This window comes from Hydrogenophaga sp. 70-12, assembly GCF_001897365.1.
Taxonomy (GTDB): Bacteria; Pseudomonadota; Gammaproteobacteria; order Burkholderiales; family Burkholderiaceae_C; genus Hydrogenophaga; species Hydrogenophaga borbori.
Genome location: NZ_MKSS01000344.1, coordinates 14,017 through 35,217, shown reverse-complemented (window position 1 = coordinate 35,217; position 21,201 = coordinate 14,017). Strand labels below are relative to the sequence as shown.

Sequence of the window (21,201 nt, the reverse complement as noted above, 5' to 3'; positions counted from 1 at the left end):
CCTCGGTGGTTTTCACATCGGAAAATATCGACGCGGCACGCCGGCCCGTCAAGTCAGGCTCCCCGCGGCCGCTTCACCCGGAACCAGGCCGCGTACATCGCCGGCAGCGCCAGCAGCGTGAGCACCGTGGCCACGATCAGGCCGCCCATGATGGCCACGGCCATCGGTCCCCAGAACACGCTGCGCGACAGGGGGATCATGGCCAGCACCGCCGCGGCGGCCGTCAGCACGATGGGCCGCATGCGGCGCACGGCGGCCTCCACGATCGCGTCCCAGGCCGGCACGCCGCGCGCGCGGTCCTGCTCGATCTGGTCGATGAGGATCACCGAGTTGCGCTGGATCATGCCCATGAGCGCGATCACGCCCAGCAGTGCCACGAAGCCGAAAGGCCGGTTGAGCAGCAGCAGCGCGCCGGCCACGCCGGCCATGCCCATGGGGCCGGTCAGGAACACCAGCATCGCGCGGCTGAAGCTCTGCAGCTGCACCATGAGCAGCGTGAACACGATGAACAGCATCAGCGGCACGCCCGCGGCGATGGAGGCCGAGCCCTTGCTGCTCTCCTCCACCGCGCCGGCCACCTCGATGCGGTAGCCGCTCAGGCCTTCGCTCAGCCAGCGGCGCTGGATCTCCTGCAGCCGGGGCTGCAACTGGGCGGTGACGGTGGCGCCCTGCAGGCCCTCCACCACGTCGCTCTGCACGGTGATGGCGTACTCGCGGTTCTCGCGCCACATCACGCCCGGCTCCCAGCCGAAGTTCACCCGCACCACCTGCAGCAAGGGCACAGCCTGCCCGCTCGCGGTGGGCAGGTAGGCGTTGGCCAGGTCGGTGATGGTGTCGCGCTCTTCCAGCGGCTGGCGCAGCACGATGTCGATGAGCTCGTCGCCCTCGCGGTACTGGCCGACGGTGCTGCCCACGAGGATGGTGCGCGCCGCCTGCGCGATGCTGGCGCTGCTCACGCCCAGGGCGCGCGCCTTGGCCTGGTCCACCTCCAGGCGGATCTGCTTGACGGCCTCGTTCCAGTTGTCGTTCACGCCGCGCGCGTGGGGGTTCTGCGCCACCGCGCGCTTGACCTCGTCGGCCAAGCCGCGCAGCACCACGGGATCGTCGCCCACCACGCGGAACTGCACGGGATACGGCACCGGCGGCCCGTTGGGCAGCAGCTTCACGCGGCCACGCACCTCGGGGAACTCGGTGGCCAGCAGCGCCGGCAGGTCGCGGCGGATGCGTTCGCGTTCCTTCAGGCCGGCGGGCAGCACGATGAACTGCGCCACGTTGCTCTGCGGAAAGATCTGGTCCAGCGGCAGGTAAAAGCGCGGCACGCCCGAGCCCACCCAGGTGGTCACGCTCTTCACGCCGGTCTCTTTCAGCAGGCGCTGCTCCACGCGCTCGGCCACCTCGTCCATGGCGCGGATGCTGCTGCCCTCCGGCAGCCAGATGTCGACCAGGATCTCGGGCCGGCTCGAATCGGGGAAGAACTGCTGCTGCACCTGGCCCATGCCCGCGAGGCCCAGCACGAAGGTGAGGACCGTGGCGCCGATGGTCAGCCAGCGGTGCTCGACACACCAGTCCACGGCGCGGCGAAAGCGCTGGTAGAAAGGGCCGTCGAAGACCTCGTGCGGCTCTCCTTCCACCTTGGGCTTGATCTTCAGCAGCTTCACGCCCAGGTAAGGCACGAACAGCACCGCCACCACCCAGGAAACGAGCAGCGCGATCACCGTGACCGCGAAGATGGCGAAGGTGTATTCGCCCGTGACCGACTGGGCCAGGCCGATGGGCAGAAAGCCCGCGGCCGTGATCAGCGTGCCCGTGAGCATGGGCATGGCGGTGGCGTCCCAGGTGAAGGTGGCCGCGCGCACCATGTCGTAGCCCTCCTCCAGCTTTCGCACCATCATCTCGACGGCGATGATGGCGTCGTCCACCAGCAGGCCCAGGGCGATGATGAGCGAGCCCAGCGAGATCTTGTGCAGGCCGATGCCGTAGTGGTTCATCGCCAGGAAGGTGATGGCCAGCACCAGCGGGATGGTGATGAACACCACCAGGCCGGGCCGCATGTCCAGCACGTAGCGGCGCAGGCCCCGGCCGCCGGGGCGCCGATGCAGGCCCAGCGCCAGGAAACTCACCGCGAGCACGATCACCACGGCCTCGATCAGCACCTTCACGAACTCGTTGACCGAGGCCGCCACGGCGGCCGGCTGGTCCTGCACCTGCACCAGGTGCATGCCCGCGGGCAGCGTGGGCCCGATGCCCGCCACCGCCGCCTTCAGCGCCTGGCCGAGGGCGATGATGTCGCCGCCCTTGGCCATGGAAATGCCCAGCGCGATGCTGTCCTGGCCGTCGTGCCGCACCAGCACCTCGGGCGGGTCGATGGTGCCGCGCGCGATGTCGGCGATGTCGCCGAGCCGGATGGTGCGCCCGCTGGCGGCCGAGCGGATCGGCATCGCGCGCAGCTCGTCCACCGAGTTGAACCCGCCGTCCACGCGCACCTGCACCACGTCCAGCGGCGTCTGCACCGCGCCAGCCGAGGCCACGGCGTTCTGCTGCCCCATCTGGTCGAGCACGGCGTTGAGGTTCAGCCCCAGCGTGGCCAGGCGCTTCTGCGAGACCTCCACATAGATCTTCTGGTCCTGCACGCCGAACAGCTCGACCTTGGCGACATCGTTCACGCGCAGCAGCTGCTGCCGCACGGCCTCGGCCACGTCCTTGCGCTCGGCATCGGAAAAGCCCTCGCCCTGCAGGGCGTAGATCACGCCGTAGACGTCGCCGAACTCGTCGTTGAAGAAGGGGCCGATCACGCCCTGCGGCAGCTCGCCGCGCATGTCGCCCACCTTCTTGCGCACCGTGTACCAGATGTCCTGCACTTCGCCCGGCGGCGACGCGTCGTCCAGCTGCAGAAGGATCAGCGCCTCGCCCGGCTTGGTGTAGCTGCGGATCTTGTCGGCGTAGGGCACTTCCTGCAGGGTGCGCTCGATGCGGTCGGCCACCTGTTCGGCCACCTGCGGCGCGGTGGCGCCGGGCCAGAACACGCGCACCACCATGGCGCGGAAGGTGAACGGCGGGTCTTCGTCCTGCCCGAGCTGGAAATAGGAGGCGATGCCGAACAGCATCAGCACCACCATGAGGTAGCGCGTGAAGGCCGGGTGGTCCAGCGCCCAGCGAGAGAGGTTGAAGCGCGAGAACGGGCCTGTCTGGCCAGGTGGCGTTTCTTGCATGTTGATTCGCCCGCGCCCTTATTGCGCCACGAAGCGCACGACCTTCTGGCCCGCGCTGAGCACATGGCCGCCGGTGGCCACCACCTCGTCACCCGGCTCCAGGCCGCCCGCGATCACCACGCGGTTGCCGTCGGCGCCGGCCACCTGCACGGGGCGCGGCTGCACGGTGCCCTTGTCCTCGTCGAACACCCACACCACGCTGCCGCGGCGATCGCCCTCGGCCGACTGCATCACCGCCGTGGTGGGCAGGGTGATGGCGGCCTGACCGGTGTGCGCCGTGGCCAGCGTGACGTAGGCGGTGGCGCCCAGCGGCAGTTTCGCGTCGGCCGGCAGCGCCAGCTTCACCTGGTAGGTGCGCGTGGCCGGGTCGGCGCTGGCCGCCACCTCGCGCACGGTGGCCTCCAGTTCCTTGCCATCGGCATGGGCCCAGGGCCGCACGCGCGCGCGCGTGCCGGGGCGCACCAGGGCCAGCCGGTCCTCGGGCACGGCGAAAACCACGTCGCGCTCGCCGTCCTGCGCCAGCACCACCACCGGGCTGCCGGCCTGAACCACCTGGCCAGGGTCGGCCGGCACGGCCGTCACCACGCCGGGCGCGTCGGCCAGCAGGCGGGCGTAGCCCGCCTGGTTGCCCTGCACCGCGCTGTGTGCGCGGGCCTGGCGCAAGGAGGCCTCGGCCGCTTCCAGCGCGGCCTGGCGACGGTCGATCTCGGCCTGGCTCACGAAGCCCTGGGCCAGCAGGCCTTTGAAGCGCTCCAGGTCGGCGCGCGCCAGGTCGCGCTGGGTGAGCGCGGCGGTGGCCGCGGCCTGCGCGGCCTGGCCGGACAGCGCCAGGTCCTGCGCGTCCAGCCGCGCCAGCAGCTGACCCGCCCTCACGCGCTGGCCCACCTCGGCCGGGCGCTCCACCAGCTTGCCGCCGACGCGAAACCCCAGGCGCGATTCGACCCGGGCACGAACTTCGCCGGCGTATTCGCTGTTGGCGTTCAGCACCGACGGACCCACGGTGAGCAGCTTCACGGCGCGCACCGGCTCGGGCGCCGGCTCGGGCCGGGCGCAGGCGGCCAGCGCGGCGGTGCTGGCCAATACGCAGACAATCAGCGTCGTTTTCATGGAGTTCCCCCGCGTTCGGGCCGGATGCGGCACCAGATATTAATGACTGACCGGTTAGTAACCGAAATTCTAGTGCAAACACCCCACCCCTCCGACACCGCCCCTCCCAGCGGGGACACGGACACGGCCGCGCCCGACACGGCGAGAGCGCCCGGCGCCACCGCGCCGCCCGGGGCATCGGCCGCCTTCGGCGCCTCGGTCGAGCACTACGAGAACTTCCCGGTGGCGAGCTGGCTCTGCCCCGCCCCGCTGCGCCCGGCGGTGGCCGCGCTCTACCGCTTCGCGCGCACGGCCGACGACATCGCCGACGAAGGCGATGCCGACGCCACCACGCGCCTGGCCGAGCTGGCCGCCTACCGCGCGGCGCTGGACGAGGCCCTGGCTGGCCGCCCCGTGCCACCGCGCTGGCAGGCCGTCTTCGCGCCCCTGGCCGCCGCCGTGCAGCGCCACGCCTGGCCCGCGGACCTGCTGCGCGACCTGATCAGCGCTTTCGAGCAGGACGTGCGCCACACCGCCAGCGGCCACCGCTACGCCGACACGGCCGAGCTGCTCGCCTACTGCCGGCTCTCGGCCAACCCGGTGGGGCGGCTGCTGCTGCACCTGTGGGGCGTGACGGACGCCGCCGCGCTGGAACGCAGCGACCGCATCTGCAGCGCCCTGCAGCTGATCAACTTCTGGCAGGACCTGGGTGTCGACCTGTCGCGCCAGCGCGTGTACCTGCCGGCCGACACGCTGCGCCGCCACGGCGTGGCGGTGGAGGACTTCCTGCCCGGCGCCGGCGAACGCGAGCGCGAGCGCCAGGCCGTGGTGGCCGAGCTGTGCACGCAGGCGCGCGGCCTGATGCAGATGGGCGCGCCGCTGGTGCACCAGGTCGGCGGTCGCGCGGGCTGGGAGCTGCGCCTCGTGGTGCAAGGCGGCCTGCGCGTGCTCGACCGCATCGCCGCCATCCAGCACCGCAGCTGGGCCCAGCGGGTCACCGTCGACAAGAGCGAGCTGCCGCGGCTGCTGTGGCGCGCGCTCTGGATGTGATGCGGGCCGGCGGCGAAGGCCCCGCCGACGGATGGTCGGCTGCGCCGGTCACAAGCGGGGCAACGGCGCCGTCTTGGGGCTGAGGACGCCGCTTCGGCCTGCGCCGAGACCGCGGGTCCTCGCCATCCCCAGACACAAAGGACCCCTATGAAAGTCGTGATCATCGGAGGCACTGGCCTCATCGGCCAACAGGTCGGCGCGCTGCTGCGCCAGGGCGGGCACGACGTGCTGGCCGCCGCTCCCTCCACCGGCGTCAACACCCTCACCGGCGACGGCCTGCCCCAGGCGCTGCGGGGCGCGCGGGTGGTGGTGGACGTGAGCAACTCGCCCTCGTTCGAGCCGGCGGCGGTGATGCACTTCTTCCAAACCTCCACGCGCCAGCTCCTGAACGAAGCGACCGCGGCCGGCGTGCGCCATGTCGTGGCGCTGTCCGTCGTCGGCACCGATCGCCTGCGCGACAGCGGCTATTTCCTCGCCAAGCTGGCGCAGGAACAGATGATCCGCGGCGGCGCCCTGCCCCACACCATCGTGCGCGCCACGCAGTTCCACGAGTTTCTCGGCGCCATCGCCGACGCCGCCACCCGGGACGGGCGCGTGCACGCGCCCTCGGCGGGCATCCAGCCGATCGCCGCGTCCGACGTGGCCGCGGCCGTGGCGCGCGCCGCCACGGCAGAACCCCTGAATGGCCTCACCGAGATCGCCGGCCCCCAGGCCTGGCCCATGGACGAGCTGCTGCGTGACCTGCTGCGCCAGCGCGGCGATGGGCGCGAGGTCGTGACGGACGAGGGCGCGGGCTATTTCGGCGCACCGCTCCAAGCCGACTCGCTGCTGCCCGGCCCGGGCGCCTGGCTGGCGCCAACCACGCTGCAGGCCTGGCTGGCCGCGAGGGCCACCGCGTCGGCCTGAGGCCGCCGCCTTCTTGTCGCTCGCTCGTGGCTCAGTCCTCGCTCAGCGCGGCGAAGCGCTCGGCCAGGTGATCGATCAGGAGCCGCACCGCGGGCAACTGGCCGCGCCGCGAGGCGAACACCGCGTGCACGATCTCGCGCCGCGGTGCCCAGCCCGGCAGCACCGGCACCAGCTCGCCCGGCCCGAACTCGGCCGCCAGCATCATGCGCGGCAACTGCACGATGCCCACGCCCGCCACGGCCGCGGCGCGCAGCGCCAGCATGCCGCGCGTGACATAGCGCGGCTGGTGCCGCACCTCGGCGCGTGCGCCGTTCGGGCCCTCAAGCACCCACTGATGCACCTCCTGCGGCTGGCCCAGGTCCATGCTCGGAAAACGCGCCAGGTCGCCGGGCCCCTGCGGGTTGCCCAGGCGCTCGATCAGCGCCGGGCTGGCCACCAGGCACTGGCTGCGCTCGGACAGCACGCGCATGGCCAGTTCGCTGTCCTCCAGTGGCGGCGGGCGCACGCGCACGGCCAGGTCGATGCCCTCTGCCACCACGTCCACGCGGCGGTTGGTCTCCTCCAGGTGCAGCTCCACGCGCGGGTGGCGCGCCAGGAAGTCGGCCAGCATGCCGCCCATGCGCGTGGCCAGCAGCGCCACCGGACAGCTCATGCGCACCACGCCGCGCGGCTCGCCGCGCGCCACGGCGATGGACTCCTCGGCCGCCTCGGCCTCGGTCAGCATGGCGCGGCAGTGCGTGTAGTAACCGCGACCCGCGTCGGTGACGGAGAAGCTGCGCGTGGAGCGCAGGATCAACCGCGCCCCCAGGCGCTCTTCCAGCAGCGCGATGCGCCGGCTCAGGCGCGACTTCGGGACGCCCAGGGCGCGGCTGGCCGCCGCGAAGCCGCCGTGCTCCACCACCTGGGCGTAGTAATAGAGGTCGTTCAGGTCGGGCAGCTTCATCGTTCCACCTATAGAACATTGCGACCGATTATCGCCATCTACCCAGGGTATCGTTCCACACATATCCTCTCACCATTCCCCGTTGCACCGGGGTGGTGATCTCAGGAGAAATCCATGCTCAAGCCGATCCAAGGGGTCTACAGCGCGCCCCGCCCGCACTGGGTGGGCGACGGTTTTCCCGTGCGCTCGCTGTTCAGCTACGGTGACCACGGCGCCCAGCTCAGCCCCTTCCTGCTGCTCGACTACGCCGGCCCGGCGCAATTCCCGCCCAGCGATCGCCCGCGCGGCGTGGGGGTGCACCCGCACCGCGGTTTCGAGACCGTGACCATCGTTTACGACGGCGAGGTGGCGCACCGCGACTCCACCGGCGCGGGCGGCACCATCGGCCCCGGCGACGTGCAGTGGATGACCGCCGCCTCGGGCATCCTGCACGAGGAGTTCCACTCGCCCGCGTTCACGCAGCGCGGGGGCCAGCTGGAGATGGTGCAGCTGTGGGTGAACCTGCCCGCGCGCAGCAAGATGGAAGCGCCCGGCTACCAGAACATCCTGGACGCGCAGATCCCCGGCGTGGACCTGCCCGAGGGCGCGGGCCGCGTGCGCGTGATCGCGGGCGCCTACGGCGGCCACGCCGGCCCGGCGCGCACGCACACGCCCATGGACGTGTGGGACGTGCGACTGAACCAGGGCAAGACCGCGCGCCTGCCGCTGATCAAAGGCCACACCGCCGCGCTGGTGGTGCTGGCGGGCACCGTGCTGGTCAACGGCGAGGCCGTGGCCCGCGAGGCCCAACTGGTGCAGTTCCAGCGCGACGGCGACGCGCTGGAGATCGAGGCCAACACCGACGCCAAGCTGCTGTTCCTGGGCGGCGAGCCGATCGAGGAACCCGTGGTGGGCCACGGTCCCTTCGTGATGAACACGCGCGAGGAGATCGTGCAGGCCTTCCACGACTTCCAGAGCGGGCGGTTCGGGCGCTTGGCGGCGAGCGCCTGAAGGCGCCAGCGCGCGAAGGGTCGACCGCACACGCCGGCCAGTTGCTGGTGCGCGAGCGATGGGGGCACGCGGGCCGCCGATGGTAGATTCGGCCATGGCCTATTCGATTGCTCCAAATTCCATAGTGCAACATCAAACAGGGCCCGCGGCCTGGCTGCGGGCCCTGGCCTTGTCGGCGGCGGCCCTGCTGGCCGCTTGCGGGGGCAATCACTCCAGCACACCCAGCCCGACTGCGCTGACCTACGACACCCCAAGGGCGCTGTACGTGGTGGGCGAGTCCATTGCCACCAACCACGCGCGGCTCAGCGGCGGCTCCGCCAACGGATTCACCGTTTCGCCGGCCCTGCCCAGCGGGCTGACCCTCGACGCGATCACTGGAGCGATCACCGGCACGCCCACCGCGCTGCAGCGCGAGACCAGCCACACGGTCAGCGCCAACCACCCCGCGGGCTCGGTCCAGACGCAGTTGCGCCTGACCGTCACGGGGCGCGGTGCGTGGACGTCCGTCGCGACCGTTCCGACGCCCCGCCACTACGCGACCCTGTCGCGCCTGCCCGATGGCCGCCAGCTGCTGGCGGGCGGTTATGCCCTCGGCGGCCCGTCCTTCGAGGCCGACATCTACGACCCCGCCAGCAGCAGCTGGAGCGCGGCGGCCCCCATGCTCGTCGCGCGCGCGGATCCGGCGGCCGTGGTCCTGGCCAATGGCCGTGTCCTGGTCTTCGGCGGCGATGCCGCCGGCTTCAGCACACTGGCCAGCGCCGAACTCTATGACCCGGTGGCCAATACCTGGACGGCCACGGGCAGCATGAACGAAGCGCGCACGCGGCCCACCGCCAGCGTGTTGCCCGATGGCAAGGTCCTGGTCGTCGGCGGATTCCGCAGCCCGGCGCCCACCAGCTTCTCGAGCACGGCCGAGGTGTACGACCCGGCCACCGGCACCTGGACCTTGCTGCCCACCCCCTTGTCCACCGCACGGGCGCAGCACGCGGCGCAGCTGCTGCCGGGCGGCACCACGCTGCTCGTCGCGGGCGGGGTCAATAGCGGGGGCTTTGTCACCTCGGCCGAGCTCTACGCGGTGGACGGCAGCGGCACCACGCCGATCGCCTTTGGCGGCAGCGGCAACGTCATGCTGTCGGTGCCATTGGACGATGGCAGCGTGCTCGTGACGAGCGATGCCGGCACCACGGCGTGGCGATTCGACCCGCACACGTCGACCTGGACCACGAGCACGCGAAACAGCAGCCGGAGCCTGCCCACCATGACGCTGCTGGCCGATGGCCGCGTCCTTCTGGCTGGTGGCTCCGGCCAGAACACCGCCGAGATCTACAACCCGGACCTCAAGGTCTGGACCAGCGCCGCCTCCATGGCCCATGTGCGTCAGTCCGCCGTGGCCAGTCGACTCGACAACGGCCAGGTGCTGGTGGTGAGCGGCTTTGACGCCGGGGCCGAGGTCAACTCGACCGAACGCTACACGCCCTGAGGGCGCGCCGGGCCCCGCGCCTGGCGCGTGGGTCCGCCGGTTTCAGCCCAGCGAGCGCAGCGGGTGCGCGTGCGCCGGCCAGGGCGAGACGAAGAAGGCCGCCACCTGTTCGGGCGTAACGTCCTCGATGCGCGCCGGGTTCCACTTCGGCGCGTGGTCCTTGTCGATGGCGAGCGCGCGCACGCCTTCCACGGTTTCGCTCGCCGCGCCCGGGCGCAGGTGGAAGCAGTGGCGCACCAGGTCGCGCTCCATGCGCAGGTCCTCGGCCAGGCCCACCCGGCGCGCGCGGCGGATCTGCTCCAGCACCACGTGCAGCATCAGCGGTGAGCGCTGGCGCAGCACCTGCAGCGTCTCCTTGGCCCACTCGCTGCCGCTGGCCCCCAGCGCGGCCACCATGGCGGGCACCGAGCCCAGGCCGAAGACGGTGTTGACCTCGTCCACCGGCCAGGGCGCGGCGGGCGCCTGCGCCTGCAGGTGGCTTTCCACCCAGCGCTGCACGGCCTCGCCGTTCTCGAAGGGCGTGGCGCCCAGGCTGTCCCAGAGCTTGGGCAGGCGCTGCGATTCGATGTGGCCGTCGGCCAGGCCCGCGCTCAGCGCTTCGCGGCCTTGCAGCATCCGGCCGGTGAGGCCCAGGTACTCACCCAGGTGGCCCGCGCAACGGCTCAGGAAGTAGCCACCACCCACGTCGGGGAACAGGCCGATGTTGGTTTCGGGCATCGCCAGCTTGCTGCGCTCGGTCACCACGCGCAGGCTGGCGCCCTGGCTAATGCCCATGCCCCCGCCCATGCAGATGCCGTCCATGAAGGCGATGTAGGGCTTGGGGTAGGTGTGGATCAGGTGGTTGAGCGCGTACTCCTCGGTGAAGAAGTCCTCGAGCTCGGGGTTGCCGGCCAGCGCCGCCTGGTGGAAGAAGCGGATGTCGCCGCCCGCGCAGAAGGCGCCGAAGGGGCCTTCCTTGTTGACGCCGCGAATCGCCACGGCCAGCACCGCGGGGTCCTCGCGCCAAGCCAGCAGCGCGGCCGTGAGCGCGCGGATCATCTCCAGCGACAGGGCGTTCAGCGCCTTGGGACGGTGGAGCGTGATCAGGCCCACGCGGCCCTGCACTTCGGTGATCACGAGCGGTTCGGTCGAAGACATGCGGTTGCTCCAGGCGATGGTGGTTCTTCCTCAGGCGCCGCGCGAGTCGCGGGCGTCGCGGGCGTCCAGGGTCTGTAGGCGGGGGGTGACGCTGCGCGAGCGCCAGCCCAGCAGTTCATTGGTGAGCAGCGCGCCCATGACCAGGCTGCCGCCGATCAGCACCTCGGCACCGGGCTCTTCTCCCGCACCCAGCCAGGCGAGCAGGATGCCGAAGATCACCTCCAACAGGGCCAGCAGCGACACCTCGGGCGCCTTGAGGGCGCGCGAGCAGACGACGACCAGCGCGCAGGGAATGGCCAGCTGCACCAGGCCCAGCAGTGCCAGCCAGGCAATGTCGCGGCCCGTGGCCTCGAAGGGCAAGGCCATGGGCAGCGTGAACAAGGACGAGATGAGCCCGCCGAGCAGCACCGACGGCACCAGATCGATGTGACGGCCCTGAGACTTGCCACGCTGCATCACCGTCCAGTTGATGGCGCCGGCAATGGGCACGCACAGCGCCACCAGCGAGCCGATCACCAGCGCGCGGGTGTCGATGTCGGGCCGGGCAAAGGCCAGCAGGAACTGGCTGCCATACATGTAGACAATGCCCAGGCCCGCGACCACGATGGCGGCCCATGTCCGTGGCGCCAGCGTCTGGCCGATCGTGAAGCGCGCCAGCAGCGCGGTGAACAGCGGTCCCGCCGCCATGATGACGAGCACGTTGGCCACGGTGGTGAAGGTCAGCGCCAGCATGAAGGCGGTGAACATCACGCTCCAGCACACACCGCTCATCCAGAATGCCCCGGACCCCGGCTGCATGCCCCAGTGGCGCTGCCATGGGCCCTGCCCTGGTTCGTCCTCGAGGCTGCCCGCCGCGCGGTCGGCCGAGCGCCACAGCGGCAAGATCACCAGCAGCGACAGCGCGGTGAAGGCACTGCGCCAGAAAGTCACCTCGAAGCGAGCGGCCGATTCGAGCTGGCGCGCGACCACGCCGGCGATGGACCACATCAAGGTCACCGCGACCATCAGGAACACCGCCTGCGTGTGCGTCAGGCGACTGAGCAGGCGAAAGGGCATGGCGGGATCAGCTGTCGCGGCTGGCGCGCTTGCGCTCGTGCTCCTTGAGGAAGCGCTTGCGCAGACGGATGCTCTTGGGCGTGATCTCGACCAGTTCGTCGTCTTCGATGAACTCGACACCGTACTCCAGCGTGAGCTGGATCGGCGGCGTGATCTTGATCGCGTCTTCCTTGCCGCTGACGCGGAAGTTGGTGAGCTGCTTGGTGCGCGTGGCGTTCACCACCAGGTCGTTGTCGCGGCTGTGGATGCCGACGATCATGCCTTCGTACACCGGGTCGTTGGCCTTGACGAACATGCGGCCGCGGTCGTCGAGCTTGCCCAGGGCGTAGTTGAAGATCTCGCCGTCGTCCATGCTGATCAGCACGCCGTTCTTGCGGCCGGCGACCTCCCCCTTGTGCGGCTCGTAGCCGTCGAAGATGTTGGCGATCAGGCCCGAGCCGCGCGTGAGGTTGAGGAACTCGTTGCTGAAGCCGATCAGGCCACGCGCCGGGATGCGGTACTCCAGGCGCACGCGGCCACGGCCGTCAGGCTCCATGTTGATGAGCTCGCCCTTGCGCTCGCCCAGGGCCTGCATCACGCCACCCTGGTGCTGCTCTTCCACGTCGGCCGTCACCAGTTCGATGGGCTCGTAGCGCTCGCCATTGATCTCCTTGAACACCACGCGCGGCTTGCTCACGGCCAGTTCGTAGCCCTCGCGGCGCATGTTCTCGATCAGGATGGTCAGGTGCAGTTCGCCGCGGCCCGACACCTCGAAGATGCCGTCCTCATCGGTGTCCTTCACGCGCAGGGCCACGTTGCTCTGCAGTTCCTTCTGCAGGCGGTCCCAGATCTGGCGGCTGGTGACGAACTTGCCTTCGCGGCCGGCCAGCGGACTGGTGTTGACGCAGAAGTTCATGGTCAGCGTGGGCTCGTCGACCTTGAGCATGGGCAGCGGCGCGGGATTGGCCGGGTCGGTCAGGGTCACGCCGATGCCGATGTCCTCGATGCCGTTGATGAGCACGATGTCGCCGGGGCGGGCCTCGCTGGTCTGCACGCGGTCCAGGCCCTGGAAAGTCAGCACCTGGTTGACGCGCCCCTTGAAGCTCTTGCCATCGGGGCCTTCCATCACCAGCACGTCCATGGACGGCTTGAGCGTGCCGGCGTTGATGCGGCCCACGCCGATGCGCCCCACGAAGCTGGAGTAGTCCAGCGCCGAGATCTGCAGTTGCAGCGGCGCATCGGGGTCGCCTTCGTGCGCGGGCACGTGCTTGAGCACGGTCTCGAACAGGGCCGACATGTCCGGGCCCCATTGCTCACCCGCCGGGCCTTCCTCCAGCGAGGACCAGCCGTTGATGCCCGAGGCGTAGACCACGGGGAAGTCGAGCTGTTCGTCGGTGGCGCCGAGCTTGTCGAACAGGTCGAAGGCGGCGTTGATCACCTTGTCGGGATTGGCGCCGGGCTTGTCCACCTTGTTCACCACCACGATGGGCTTGAGGCCCAGGGCCAGCGCCTTCTTGGTCACGAAGCGCGTCTGCGGCATCGGGCCTTCCTGGGCGTCGATCAGCAGCACCACGCCATCGACCATGGACAGCGCGCGCTCGACCTCGCCGCCGAAGTCCGCGTGGCCGGGGGTGTCGACGATGTTGATGTGCGTGCCCTTCCAACTGACGGCGCAGTTCTTGGCCAGGATGGTGATGCCACGCTCGCGTTCGATGGCGTTGTTGTCCATCACGGTGTCGACGACCTTCTCGTGCTCGGCGAAGGTGCCGGACTGGCGCAGGAGCTGGTCGACCATGGTGGTCTTGCCGTGGTCGACGTGGGCGATGATGGCGATGTTGCGGATGGGTCTGCTCATGGTGCGGGGGCCTCTGTTTCGAGGATTTGCTGGATATCGGTGGGGCTCAACAGGCGCCCCGGGATGAGTTCGCCGCCCTGTACGTGGGCGGTGCCCAGCAGGACGGTGGGCGTGGGGTTGGCGGGCGAAGGGCCGAAGACGGCCACGCGCTCGCGGTTGGGCCAGTCGCCACGGCGGCGCACGCCGCTCAGGAAGCGCCCGGCATGCTCGGCGTCGAGCGCGATCCGTTCATGGCCCTCGAGCAGGGCCTCGACCGGTTTCAGGGCGCCCAGCCGCTCGGCTTCGCCCATCGCCTCAAGTGCGTCGAGCGTGACGGCGTCGGCCACGCCGAACGGCCCGGTGGCCACGCGGCGCAGCGCGATCAGGTGGCCGCCGCAGCCCAGGGCCTCGCCGATGTCTTCGCCGAGCGTGCGGATGTAGGTGCCCTTGCTGCAGACCACGCGCAGGCGCAGCTGGGGGGCTTCGCCCTGCAGCCGCATGTCGAGCAGTTCGATCTCGTGGATGCGCACGCGGCGCGGCTCGCGCGCCACGGTCTCGCCTTCGCGCGCGTATTCGTACAGGGCCTTGCCGTCCTTCTTGAGCGCACTGTGCATGGGCGGCACCTGGTCGATCTCGCCCATGAAGCGGTCCAGCACCTCCACCACCTGGCCGGCGGAGCACGACACGGGGCGGGTGTCGATGACCTCGCCCTCGGCGTCGGCCGTGCGCGTGCGCACGCCCAGTCGCACGGTGGTTTCGTAGGTCTTGTCGGCGTCCAGGTGCAGCTGGCTGAACTTGGTGGCCGCGCCAAAACACAGCGGCAGAACGCCCGTGGCCAGGGGGTCGAGCGTGCCGGTGTGGCCGGCTTTTTCAGCGCGCAGCAGCCACTTGGCCTTCTGCAAGGCCTGGTTGCTGGACAGGCCCAGCGGTTTGTCGAGCAGCAGCACCCCATGCACGGGGCGCCGTTGCACCCTCGTGCGTTGGCGCTGCATGGCTAGTCCTCGTTCTTGGAACGCGAAGCCACCGCCTTGGAAATCAAGGCGTTCATGTCGGCCGCGCGCTCGGTGGTGCGGTCGAACACGAAATGCAGCGTGGGCACGGTGTGGATGTGCAGGCGCTTGAACAGCGCGTTGCGCAGGAAGCCCGCCGCGGCGTTCAGGCCTTCGGCGGTTTCCTCGGGGTTGCCCGTGAGCAGGCTGAAGAACACCTTGGCGTGCGCGTAGTCGGGCGTGACCTCGACCGCGTTGAGCGTGACCATGCCCACGCGCGGGTCCTTCAACTCGCGCGCGATCAGCTCGGCCAGATCGCGCTGGATCTGGTCGGCCACACGGTAGCCGCGGTTGGGAACGGACGAGGCCTTGCGGGGCATGGTGTGTCTCTGTCGGTTCGGGTGGATTACAGCGTGCGCGCCACTTCCTTGACCTCAAAGAATTCCAGCTGGTCGCCCTCTTTGATGTCGTTGTAGTTGCGCAGCTTGATACCGCACTCGAAGCCTTCCTTGACCTCGCGCACGTCGTCCTTGAGGCGCTTGAGCGACTCCAGCTCGCCGGTGTGCACCACCACGTTCTCGCGCAGCAGGCGGTAGTGCGCGCTGCGCGTGACCATGCCCTGCGTGACCATGCAGCCCGCCACCGTGCCGATCTTGGACGCCACGAACACCGTGCGGATCTCGGCCATGCCGATGACCTCTTCGCGCTTCTCCGGCGCGAGCATGCCCGACATGGCAGCCTTCAACTCGTCCACCGCGTCGTAGATGATGTTGTAGTAGCGCAGGTCGACGTCGTTGCCCTCGGCCAGTTTGCGCGCGCCGGCATCGGCGCGCACGTTGAAGCCGATCACCACAGCGCCGGCCGCGATGGCCAGGTTGACGTCGCTTTCGCTGATGCCACCCACGCCCGCGTACACGAGTTGCACCTTCACCTCGTCGGTGGAGAGCTTGAGCAGCGAAGCGGCCAGCGCTTCCTGCGAGCCCTGCACGTCGGCCTTGATGATGATGGGCAGGGTCTTGACCTCGCCGGCCGCCATGTCCGCGAACATGTTCTCCAGCTTGGCGGCCTGCTGCTTGGCCAGCTTGGTGTTGCGGAACTTGCCGGCGCGGTAGGTGGCGATCTCGCGCGCGCGGCGCTCGTCGGCCATCACCATGAACTCGTCGCCCGCCTGCGGCACCTCGGCCAGGCCCTGGATCTCCACCGGAATGGAGGGGCCGGCTTCCTTGGTGGCCTTGCCGTTCTCGTCGAGCATGGCGCGCACGCGGCCCGAGGTCTGGCCCGCCAGCACCACGTCGCCCACCTTGAGCGTGCCGCTCTGCACCAGCACCGTGGCCACGGCACCGCGGCCCTTGTCCAGACGCGCCTCGATCACCAGGCCCTTGGCCATGGCGTCCACCGGCGCGGTGAGTTCCAGCACCTCGGCCTGCAGCAGCACCTGCTCGAGCAGGTCGTCGATGCCCATGCCGGTCTTGGCCGACACGGCCACGAAGGGCGACTCACCGCCGAACTCCTCGGGCACGACCTGCTCGGCCACGAGCTCGGACTTCACGCGCTCGATGTTGGCCTCGGGCTTGTCGGCCTTGGTCATGGCCACCACGATGGGCACCTCGGCCGCCTTGGCGTGCTTGATGGCTTCCTTGGTCTGCGGCATCACGCCGTCGTCGGCAGCGCAGACCAGGATGACGATGTCGGTGGCCTGGGCGCCACGGGCGCGCATGGCCGTGAAAGCCTCGTGGCCCGGGGTGTCGAGGAAGGTGACCATGCCGCGCGGCGTGTCGACGTGGTAGGCGCCGATGTGCTGCGTGATGCCGCCCGCCTCGCCCGCCGCCACCTTGCTGCGGCGGATGTAGTCGAGCAGCGAGGTCTTGCCGTGGTCCACGTGGCCCATGACGGTGACCACGGGCGCGCGCGGCTTGGCCTCGGCCTGCTGCTGCGACACCTCTTCGTCGGTGAAGGCCTCGGGGTCGTCCAGCGCGGCGACCACGGCCTTGTGGCCCAGTTCCTCGACCAGGATCATCGCGGTGTCCTGGTCCAGCGACTGGTTGATGGTGACCATCTGGCCGAGCTTCATCAGTTGCTTGATCAGCTCGGACGACTTGACCGCCATCTTGTGCGCGAGCTCGGCGACCGTGATGGTCTCGGGCACGTGCACCTCGATCTGCTTGAACTCGGCCGGTGCCTGGAAGCTGCTCTGGCCGTCGCGCGAATCGCGCGAGTCGCCACGGCGGCCACCGCCGCGCGGGCCGCTGCGCCAGTTGCCGCGGCCCGAGCTGGTGTCGCCACGGGTCTTGATTTCCTTCTTCTTGGCCGCGTCGTCCTTCCAGGTGGAGGACAGGTTCTCGGACTTGACCTCTTTCTTGCCGGCACCCGCGGCCGCACCCGCCGCCGCAGTGGCGGGGGCCTTGGCGGCGGTGCCCGCGGGCTTGTGCAGCGTGCCCTTGAGGCCGGCCTTGGCGTCGGCCGGGGGCTCGGGCTTCTTGGCCACCAGGGTCTTGGCCGGCGCGGCCATCATGGCGCGGATGTTCGCGGCCTCGGCCTCGGCCTTGCGGCGGCGCTCCTGCAGGTCGGCGGCGCGCAGCTCTTCGGCCTTGCGTTCCTCGGCCGCCTTGTCGGCGGCGGCCTTGGCGGCGGCCTCCTTGTCCGGACCCTTGACCTTCACGGCCGTGGTCGCGGGCTTGGCGGGGGCCGCTTCTTCGACCGCCGGAGCCGCCGCGGCGGCTGCGGCAGCAGCGGCCGCCGCTTCACGCTCCTGCTTGGCGGCGGCTTCGGCGGCGGCCTTGGCCTCCTCGGCCTCGCGCGCGGCGCGCTTGGCGGCCAGCTCTTCTTCCTGGCGGCGGATCAGCTCGGCCTGGCGGCGCGCTTCTTCCTCGCGGCGGGCCAGTTCGCCTTCATCGACCACAGGGGCGGCGGGTGCCGCCGGCTCCTCGGCCACGGCGGGCGCGGCCGCCGGCTCATCGTCGCGCTTGATGAAGGTGCGCTTCTTGCGCACCTCCACCTGGATGGTGCGCGCGCGGCCCATGGCGTCGGCCTGCTTGATCTCGGACGTGGACTTCTTGACCAGCGTGATTTTTTTGCGCTCGCCCCCGGCCGTGCCGTGCGCGGCCTTGAGGTGGCCGAGCAGCTGCTGCTTGTCCGTCTCGGTGATGGGGTCGGATGGCGTGGACTTGCGCACGCCGGCGGCCGCCAGCTGCTCCAGCAGCACGGCGGCGGGCTTGTTCAGTTCGGCGGCGAATTCGGCGACGGTATTACTGGTCATGTGTTCTGTGCTCCGTGGGCCTCCGGGTGATCAGGACGGGGACTGCGTTTCGTCACCGGTGAACCAGTGCGCGCGCGCCTGCATGATCAGCTCGGTGGCTTGCGCTTCCGACTGGCCCGTGATCTCGGTGAGTTCGTCCGTCGCGAGATCGGCCAGGTCGTCGCGGGTATGGATGCCGGCCTCGGCCAGCTTGGCGATCAGCTCGGGCGTGAGGCCGTTCAGGTCGCGCAGGTCCTGCGAGACTTCCTCGACGCTTTCCTCTCGGGCGATCTCCATGGTCAGCAGCGCGTCCTTGGCGCGGGTGCGCAGCTCGTTGACCGTGTCTTCGTCGAAGGACTCGATCTCCAGCATCTCCTGCAGCGGCACGTAGGCCACTTCCTCAAGGCTGGTGAAACCTTCCTCGATCAGGATGTCGGCGATCTCCTGGTCCACGTCCAGCTTGGACATGAACAGCGTGCGGATCGAGCTGGCCTCCTCGGCCTGCTTCTGGGCCGATTCGTCGGCCGTCATGATGTTGATGCGCCAGCCGGTGAGCTCGCTGGCCAGGCGCACGTTCTGGCCGCCGCGGCCGATGGCGATGGCCAGGTTCTCTTCGTCCACCACCACGTCCATGGCGTGGCGCTCTTCATCGACCACGATGGAGACCACGTTGGCCGGCGCCAGCGCGCCGATCACGAACTGTGCCGGGTCCTCGGACCACAGCACGATGTCCACGCGCTCGCCCGCGAGCTCGTTGGTGACGGCGTTGACGCGCGAACCGCGCACGCCCACGCAGGTACCGATGGGATCGATGCGCTTGTCGAAGCTGTGCACGGCGATCTTGGCGCGCGAGCCGGCGTCGCGGGCGCACTTCTTGATCTCCAGCAGGCCCTGCTCGATCTCGGGCACTTCCTGGCGGAACAGCTCGATCATGAACTCGGGTGCCGAGCGCGACAGCAGGATGGGCGCGCCGCGCAGCGTGAGATCCACTTCCATGATCATGGCGCGCACGCGGTCGCCGGTGCGGAAGTTCTCCTTGGGGATCATCTCGCCGCGCTTGAGGCGGCCTTCCACGCGGCCGCTCTCGACGATCAGGTCGCCCTTGTCCATGCGCTTGACGGTGCCGACGAAGATCTTGTCGCCGCGCGACATGAAGTCGTTGAGCAGCATCTCGCGCTCGGCGTCGCGGATCTTCTGCAGGATGACCTGCTTGGCGGCCATGGCGCCGATGCGGCCGATGGGCACGCTCTCCACCGGCTTCTCGATGTAGTCGCCCTCTTCGATGTCGGCGATCTCGTCGCGCGCGTCGGACAGCATTTCCTCGGCGTCGGGGTTCTGCAGGCCGGCCTCATCGGGCACCACCAGCCAGCGGCGGAAGGTTTCGTAGGCGCCCGTGTCCGGGTCCATCGCCACGCGGATGTCGACCTCGCCCTTGTAGAGCTTCTTGGTGGCCGAAGCCAGCGCCTGCTCGACCGCGCCGAGCACCACGTCGCGCTCGACGTTCTTCTCGCGCGAGATGGCATCGATCAGCATCAACATTTCGCGGTTCATCGTTCAGCCCACCTTTCCAATCCAATACGGTCCGTTGTTATGTTCTGTCGGCCGGCTCGGCGCCCGCCTCGCCGGCAGTGCCCCGGCCCTTGAAGTTCACGATCGGCGCCAGCCGCGCCTGAGCGATTTCGTCGAGCGTGAAGCCCAGCGCCTGCAGCGGCGCGGGCTCGCGCTTCTTGCTCACGCGCTGGCCCGGCTTCACCGGCGGCTCGTCGCTCCAGACGATCTGCCAGCGCCCGTCGGCGGCGCGCTCCAGCGTGCCGCGGAATTTCTTGCGGTTGGCCGACACGGCGCCATTGGCGCCCAGCGGCGCCTTGAGCGTGATGTCGATCACGTGACCTTCGAAGCGCAGGAAGTCGTTCTCATGGCGCAGCGGGCGGTCGATGCCCGGCGAGCCGACTTCCAGGCGCCGGTAGTCCGTGCCCTCGACCTCCAGCGCGTACTGCATCTGGCGGGTGATGCGCTCGCAGTCCTCCACCGTGACGAAGCGCTCGGGCGGGCGGGGCTGGCCGTCGGCCGGGGGCTGCCAGGGCCAATCCACCGTGACGCGCAGCAGGCCGCCGGCGGACCGTTCCAGGTCCACCAGGTCGAAGCCCAGCGCGGTGACGGTTTGCGCGACGGTGTCTTGCCAGCCCATGGTTGAAATGCATCAGGCCGGCATCGGTTTCCCGCCCGGCCAAAAAAAAAGGGCCGGTAAGTACCCGCCCATTTGGTCGTGAAGCGCGCATTGTAGCGCGCCAAACCTGGCCTAGCAAGCTGCGAGCCAGGCTCAGATGCCCAGCAGCCACTGGATCACGCTCTTGGCCAGAAAACCCAGCATGCCGAAGGACAGCACCATGAACAGCACGAAGGTGCCGAAGCGCCCAGCCTTGGACTCCCGGGCCAGGTTGAACACGATGAACAGCATGTAGAGGATGAAGGCGCCGATGCCCACGGTCATGCCGAACTGGGCGATCTGCGCCTCGGTAAAGCCCCACAGGGTGCCGGTGGCCATGGCGCCTCAACGCTCCGCGTCGGCCAGCAACTCGCGCCCCGCGTGCCAGCTGGCGTGCGCCAGCCAGGGGATCGCCACCACCAGCCCGAGCAAGGCCAGCCCCATGCCCAGGGCCACCAGCGCCGCAATCAGCACCGCCCACAGGGTGAGCGTGAGCGGGTGGCTGGCCACGGCGCGCCAGCTGGCGCCCACGGCGGTGTGCACCGGCACCGGCCGGGCCACCAGCATGGGCAGGGCCACCACGGTGCTGGCATAGACCGGCGCCGCCAGCAAGGCGCCCTGCAGCAGCCAGACCTCGAACAGCCCGGGCTCGGGCGCCAGCACCACGTAACGCAGGAAATCCAGGGGTTTTTCGATCGGCACCGGCGAGGCCAGGGTGATCAGCCCGGCCGAGGTGAGCACCCAGCCGGTGCCGGCCAGCGCCAGCAGCAGACCGAAACGCACCAGCCGCCCATCGCCCGAGCGCCACAGGCCCAGCACCTCGGACAGCGGAGCACGGCGCCCGGCCGCCAGGGCCTGGCTCACCACGTACAGGCCGGTGGCCAGGATGGGCGCGACGATCAGGAAGCCCGAGAACGCCCCCGCCAGCAGCCAGAAGCGGTCGCGCGCCAGGGCCAGCAGCAGCAGGCCGAAGCCGGCGATCAGCGCGCCGTGCAGCAGGCCCGGCAGCGGCTGGGCCCAGAGGTCGCGCCAGCCCAGGGCGAGCCAGCGCAGGCAGGAACGGGGGGTGATGGGCGGGATCGTCTCGGCCATGGCGTGCGG

The 21,201-nt window shown here is 70.0% G+C and carries 17 protein-coding genes; 4 read left to right on the top strand and 13 right to left on the bottom strand.

The genetic code is table 11. From position 1 onward, the window contains the following. Nucleotides 1-53: 53 nt before the first annotated feature. Together BGO22_RS17845 and BGO22_RS17840 are read right to left on the bottom strand one after the other, a co-directional pair. A complete protein-coding gene (locus BGO22_RS17845; RefSeq protein ID WP_286852029.1) occupies nucleotides 54-3,209 on the bottom strand; it encodes an efflux RND transporter permease subunit in 3,156 nt (1,051 codons plus the stop codon). 18 nt (nucleotides 3,210-3,227) lie between these two features. Continuing rightward, complete coding sequence (locus BGO22_RS17840; RefSeq protein WP_070398611.1) at nucleotides 3,228-4,316, bottom strand: efflux RND transporter periplasmic adaptor subunit; 1,089 nt, start codon at nucleotides 4,314-4,316, stop codon at nucleotides 3,228-3,230. A 24-nt stretch (nucleotides 4,317-4,340) separates the two neighbouring features. On the opposite strand from BGO22_RS17840, the gene hpnC reads away from it, so the two are divergent. Both hpnC and BGO22_RS17830 read left to right on the top strand, forming a co-directional pair. Then, entirely contained in the window at nucleotides 4,341-5,345 is a 1,005-nt protein-coding gene (gene hpnC, locus BGO22_RS17835) for a squalene synthase HpnC (protein WP_083293076.1), read from the top strand. Nucleotides 5,346-5,492: 147 nt separating this feature from the next. Beyond that, nucleotides 5,493-6,251: an SDR family oxidoreductase gene (locus BGO22_RS17830; protein WP_070398612.1), complete on the top strand. Its 759-nt coding sequence runs from the start codon at nucleotides 5,493-5,495 to the stop codon at nucleotides 6,249-6,251. 31 nt (nucleotides 6,252-6,282) lie between these two features. On the opposite strand, the gene BGO22_RS17825 is transcribed toward BGO22_RS17830, so the two are convergent. Continuing rightward, the gene (locus BGO22_RS17825) at nucleotides 6,283-7,194 is read right to left on the bottom strand and encodes a LysR family transcriptional regulator (RefSeq protein WP_070398613.1); all 912 of its coding nucleotides are present in this window, start codon (nucleotides 7,192-7,194) and stop codon (nucleotides 6,283-6,285) included. A gap of 114 nt (nucleotides 7,195-7,308) precedes the next feature. Between BGO22_RS17825 and BGO22_RS17820 the strand changes: the two genes are divergently transcribed. Together BGO22_RS17820 and BGO22_RS17815 are read left to right on the top strand one after the other, a co-directional pair. Continuing rightward, complete coding sequence (locus BGO22_RS17820) at nucleotides 7,309-8,184, top strand: pirin family protein (RefSeq protein WP_070398614.1); 876 nt, start codon at nucleotides 7,309-7,311, stop codon at nucleotides 8,182-8,184. Between the two features lie 124 nt (nucleotides 8,185-8,308). Continuing rightward, entirely contained in the window at nucleotides 8,309-9,664 is a 1,356-nt protein-coding gene (locus BGO22_RS17815) for a Kelch repeat-containing protein (protein WP_175442822.1), read from the top strand. Nucleotides 9,665-9,706: 42 nt separating this feature from the next. On the opposite strand, the gene BGO22_RS17810 is transcribed toward BGO22_RS17815, so the two are convergent. The 10 genes from BGO22_RS17810 to BGO22_RS17765 form a co-directional block, all read right to left on the bottom strand. Beyond that, nucleotides 9,707-10,801: an enoyl-CoA hydratase/isomerase family protein gene (locus tag BGO22_RS17810; RefSeq protein WP_204744960.1), complete on the bottom strand. Its 1,095-nt coding sequence runs from the start codon at nucleotides 10,799-10,801 to the stop codon at nucleotides 9,707-9,709. 30 nt (nucleotides 10,802-10,831) lie between these two features. Beyond that, nucleotides 10,832-11,857: a DMT family transporter gene (locus tag BGO22_RS17805; RefSeq protein ID WP_070398617.1), complete on the bottom strand. Its 1,026-nt coding sequence runs from the start codon at nucleotides 11,855-11,857 to the stop codon at nucleotides 10,832-10,834. 7 nt (nucleotides 11,858-11,864) lie between these two features. Beyond that, nucleotides 11,865-13,691 carry a translational GTPase TypA gene (gene typA, locus BGO22_RS17800; RefSeq protein ID WP_070398618.1) on the bottom strand — a complete coding sequence of 609 codons (1,827 nt, stop codon included), beginning with the start codon at nucleotides 13,689-13,691 and terminating at the stop codon, nucleotides 11,865-11,867. Then, nucleotides 13,688-14,662, bottom strand: coding sequence for a tRNA pseudouridine(55) synthase TruB (gene truB, locus BGO22_RS17795; RefSeq protein WP_070398619.1), 975 nt, complete (start codon nucleotides 14,660-14,662; stop codon nucleotides 13,688-13,690). Before truB ends, typA begins: the two co-directional genes overlap by 4 nt. Before the next feature lie 2 nt (nucleotides 14,663-14,664). Beyond that, a complete protein-coding gene (gene rbfA, locus BGO22_RS17790; protein ID WP_070398620.1) occupies nucleotides 14,665-15,039 on the bottom strand; it encodes a 30S ribosome-binding factor RbfA in 375 nt (124 codons plus the stop codon). Between the two features lie 26 nt (nucleotides 15,040-15,065). Beyond that, the gene (gene infB / locus BGO22_RS17785) at nucleotides 15,066-17,915 is read right to left on the bottom strand and encodes a translation initiation factor IF-2 (protein WP_070398621.1); all 2,850 of its coding nucleotides are present in this window, start codon (nucleotides 17,913-17,915) and stop codon (nucleotides 15,066-15,068) included. Between the two features lie 30 nt (nucleotides 17,916-17,945). Continuing rightward, the gene (gene nusA, locus BGO22_RS17780) at nucleotides 17,946-19,445 is read right to left on the bottom strand and encodes a transcription termination factor NusA (protein ID WP_070398622.1); all 1,500 of its coding nucleotides are present in this window, start codon (nucleotides 19,443-19,445) and stop codon (nucleotides 17,946-17,948) included. A gap of 37 nt (nucleotides 19,446-19,482) precedes the next feature. Further along, nucleotides 19,483-20,082: a ribosome maturation factor RimP gene (rimP, locus tag BGO22_RS17775; RefSeq protein ID WP_070398623.1), complete on the bottom strand. Its 600-nt coding sequence runs from the start codon at nucleotides 20,080-20,082 to the stop codon at nucleotides 19,483-19,485. Nucleotides 20,083-20,214: 132 nt separating this feature from the next. Beyond that, nucleotides 20,215-20,439: a DUF2788 domain-containing protein gene (locus BGO22_RS17770; RefSeq protein WP_070398624.1), complete on the bottom strand. Its 225-nt coding sequence runs from the start codon at nucleotides 20,437-20,439 to the stop codon at nucleotides 20,215-20,217. 6 nt (nucleotides 20,440-20,445) lie between these two features. After that, on the bottom strand, nucleotides 20,446-21,192 hold the full coding sequence (locus tag BGO22_RS17765; RefSeq protein WP_070398625.1) for a DUF2189 domain-containing protein: 747 nt from the start codon (nucleotides 21,190-21,192) through the stop codon (nucleotides 20,446-20,448). Between the last annotated feature and the right edge of the window lie 9 nt (nucleotides 21,193-21,201).

Excerpts from the sequence above, each read along its gene's own strand:
- BGO22_RS17825 (WP_070398613.1), bottom strand. The coding sequence starts at position 7,194 with ATGAAGCTGCCCGACCTGAACGACCTCTATTACTACGCCCAGGTGGTG.
- rbfA (WP_070398620.1), bottom strand. The coding sequence starts at position 15,039 with ATGCCCCGCAAGGCCTCGTCCGTTCCCAACCGCGGCTACCGTGTGGCC.
- BGO22_RS17840 (WP_070398611.1), bottom strand. The coding sequence starts at position 4,316 with ATGAAAACGACGCTGATTGTCTGCGTATTGGCCAGCACCGCCGCGCTG.
- BGO22_RS17820 (WP_070398614.1), top strand. The coding sequence starts at position 7,309 with ATGCTCAAGCCGATCCAAGGGGTCTACAGCGCGCCCCGCCCGCACTGG.
- truB (WP_070398619.1), bottom strand. The coding sequence starts at position 14,662 with ATGCAGCGCCAACGCACGAGGGTGCAACGGCGCCCCGTGCATGGGGTG.
- BGO22_RS17770 (WP_070398624.1), bottom strand. The coding sequence starts at position 20,439 with ATGGCCACCGGCACCCTGTGGGGCTTTACCGAGGCGCAGATCGCCCAG.
- typA (WP_070398618.1), bottom strand. The coding sequence starts at position 13,691 with ATGAGCAGACCCATCCGCAACATCGCCATCATCGCCCACGTCGACCAC.
- BGO22_RS17810 (WP_204744960.1), bottom strand. The coding sequence starts at position 10,801 with ATGTCTTCGACCGAACCGCTCGTGATCACCGAAGTGCAGGGCCGCGTG.
- hpnC (WP_083293076.1), top strand. The coding sequence starts at position 4,341 with ATGCGGCACCAGATATTAATGACTGACCGGTTAGTAACCGAAATTCTA.
- BGO22_RS17845 (WP_286852029.1), bottom strand. The coding sequence starts at position 3,209 with ATGCAAGAAACGCCACCTGGCCAGACAGGCCCGTTCTCGCGCTTCAAC.
- infB (WP_070398621.1), bottom strand. The coding sequence starts at position 17,915 with ATGACCAGTAATACCGTCGCCGAATTCGCCGCCGAACTGAACAAGCCC.
- rimP (WP_070398623.1), bottom strand. The coding sequence starts at position 20,082 with ATGGGCTGGCAAGACACCGTCGCGCAAACCGTCACCGCGCTGGGCTTC.
- BGO22_RS17830 (WP_070398612.1), top strand. The coding sequence starts at position 5,493 with ATGAAAGTCGTGATCATCGGAGGCACTGGCCTCATCGGCCAACAGGTC.
- nusA (WP_070398622.1), bottom strand. The coding sequence starts at position 19,445 with ATGAACCGCGAAATGTTGATGCTGATCGATGCCATCTCGCGCGAGAAG.
- BGO22_RS17805 (WP_070398617.1), bottom strand. The coding sequence starts at position 11,857 with ATGCCCTTTCGCCTGCTCAGTCGCCTGACGCACACGCAGGCGGTGTTC.
- BGO22_RS17765 (WP_070398625.1), bottom strand. The coding sequence starts at position 21,192 with ATGGCCGAGACGATCCCGCCCATCACCCCCCGTTCCTGCCTGCGCTGG.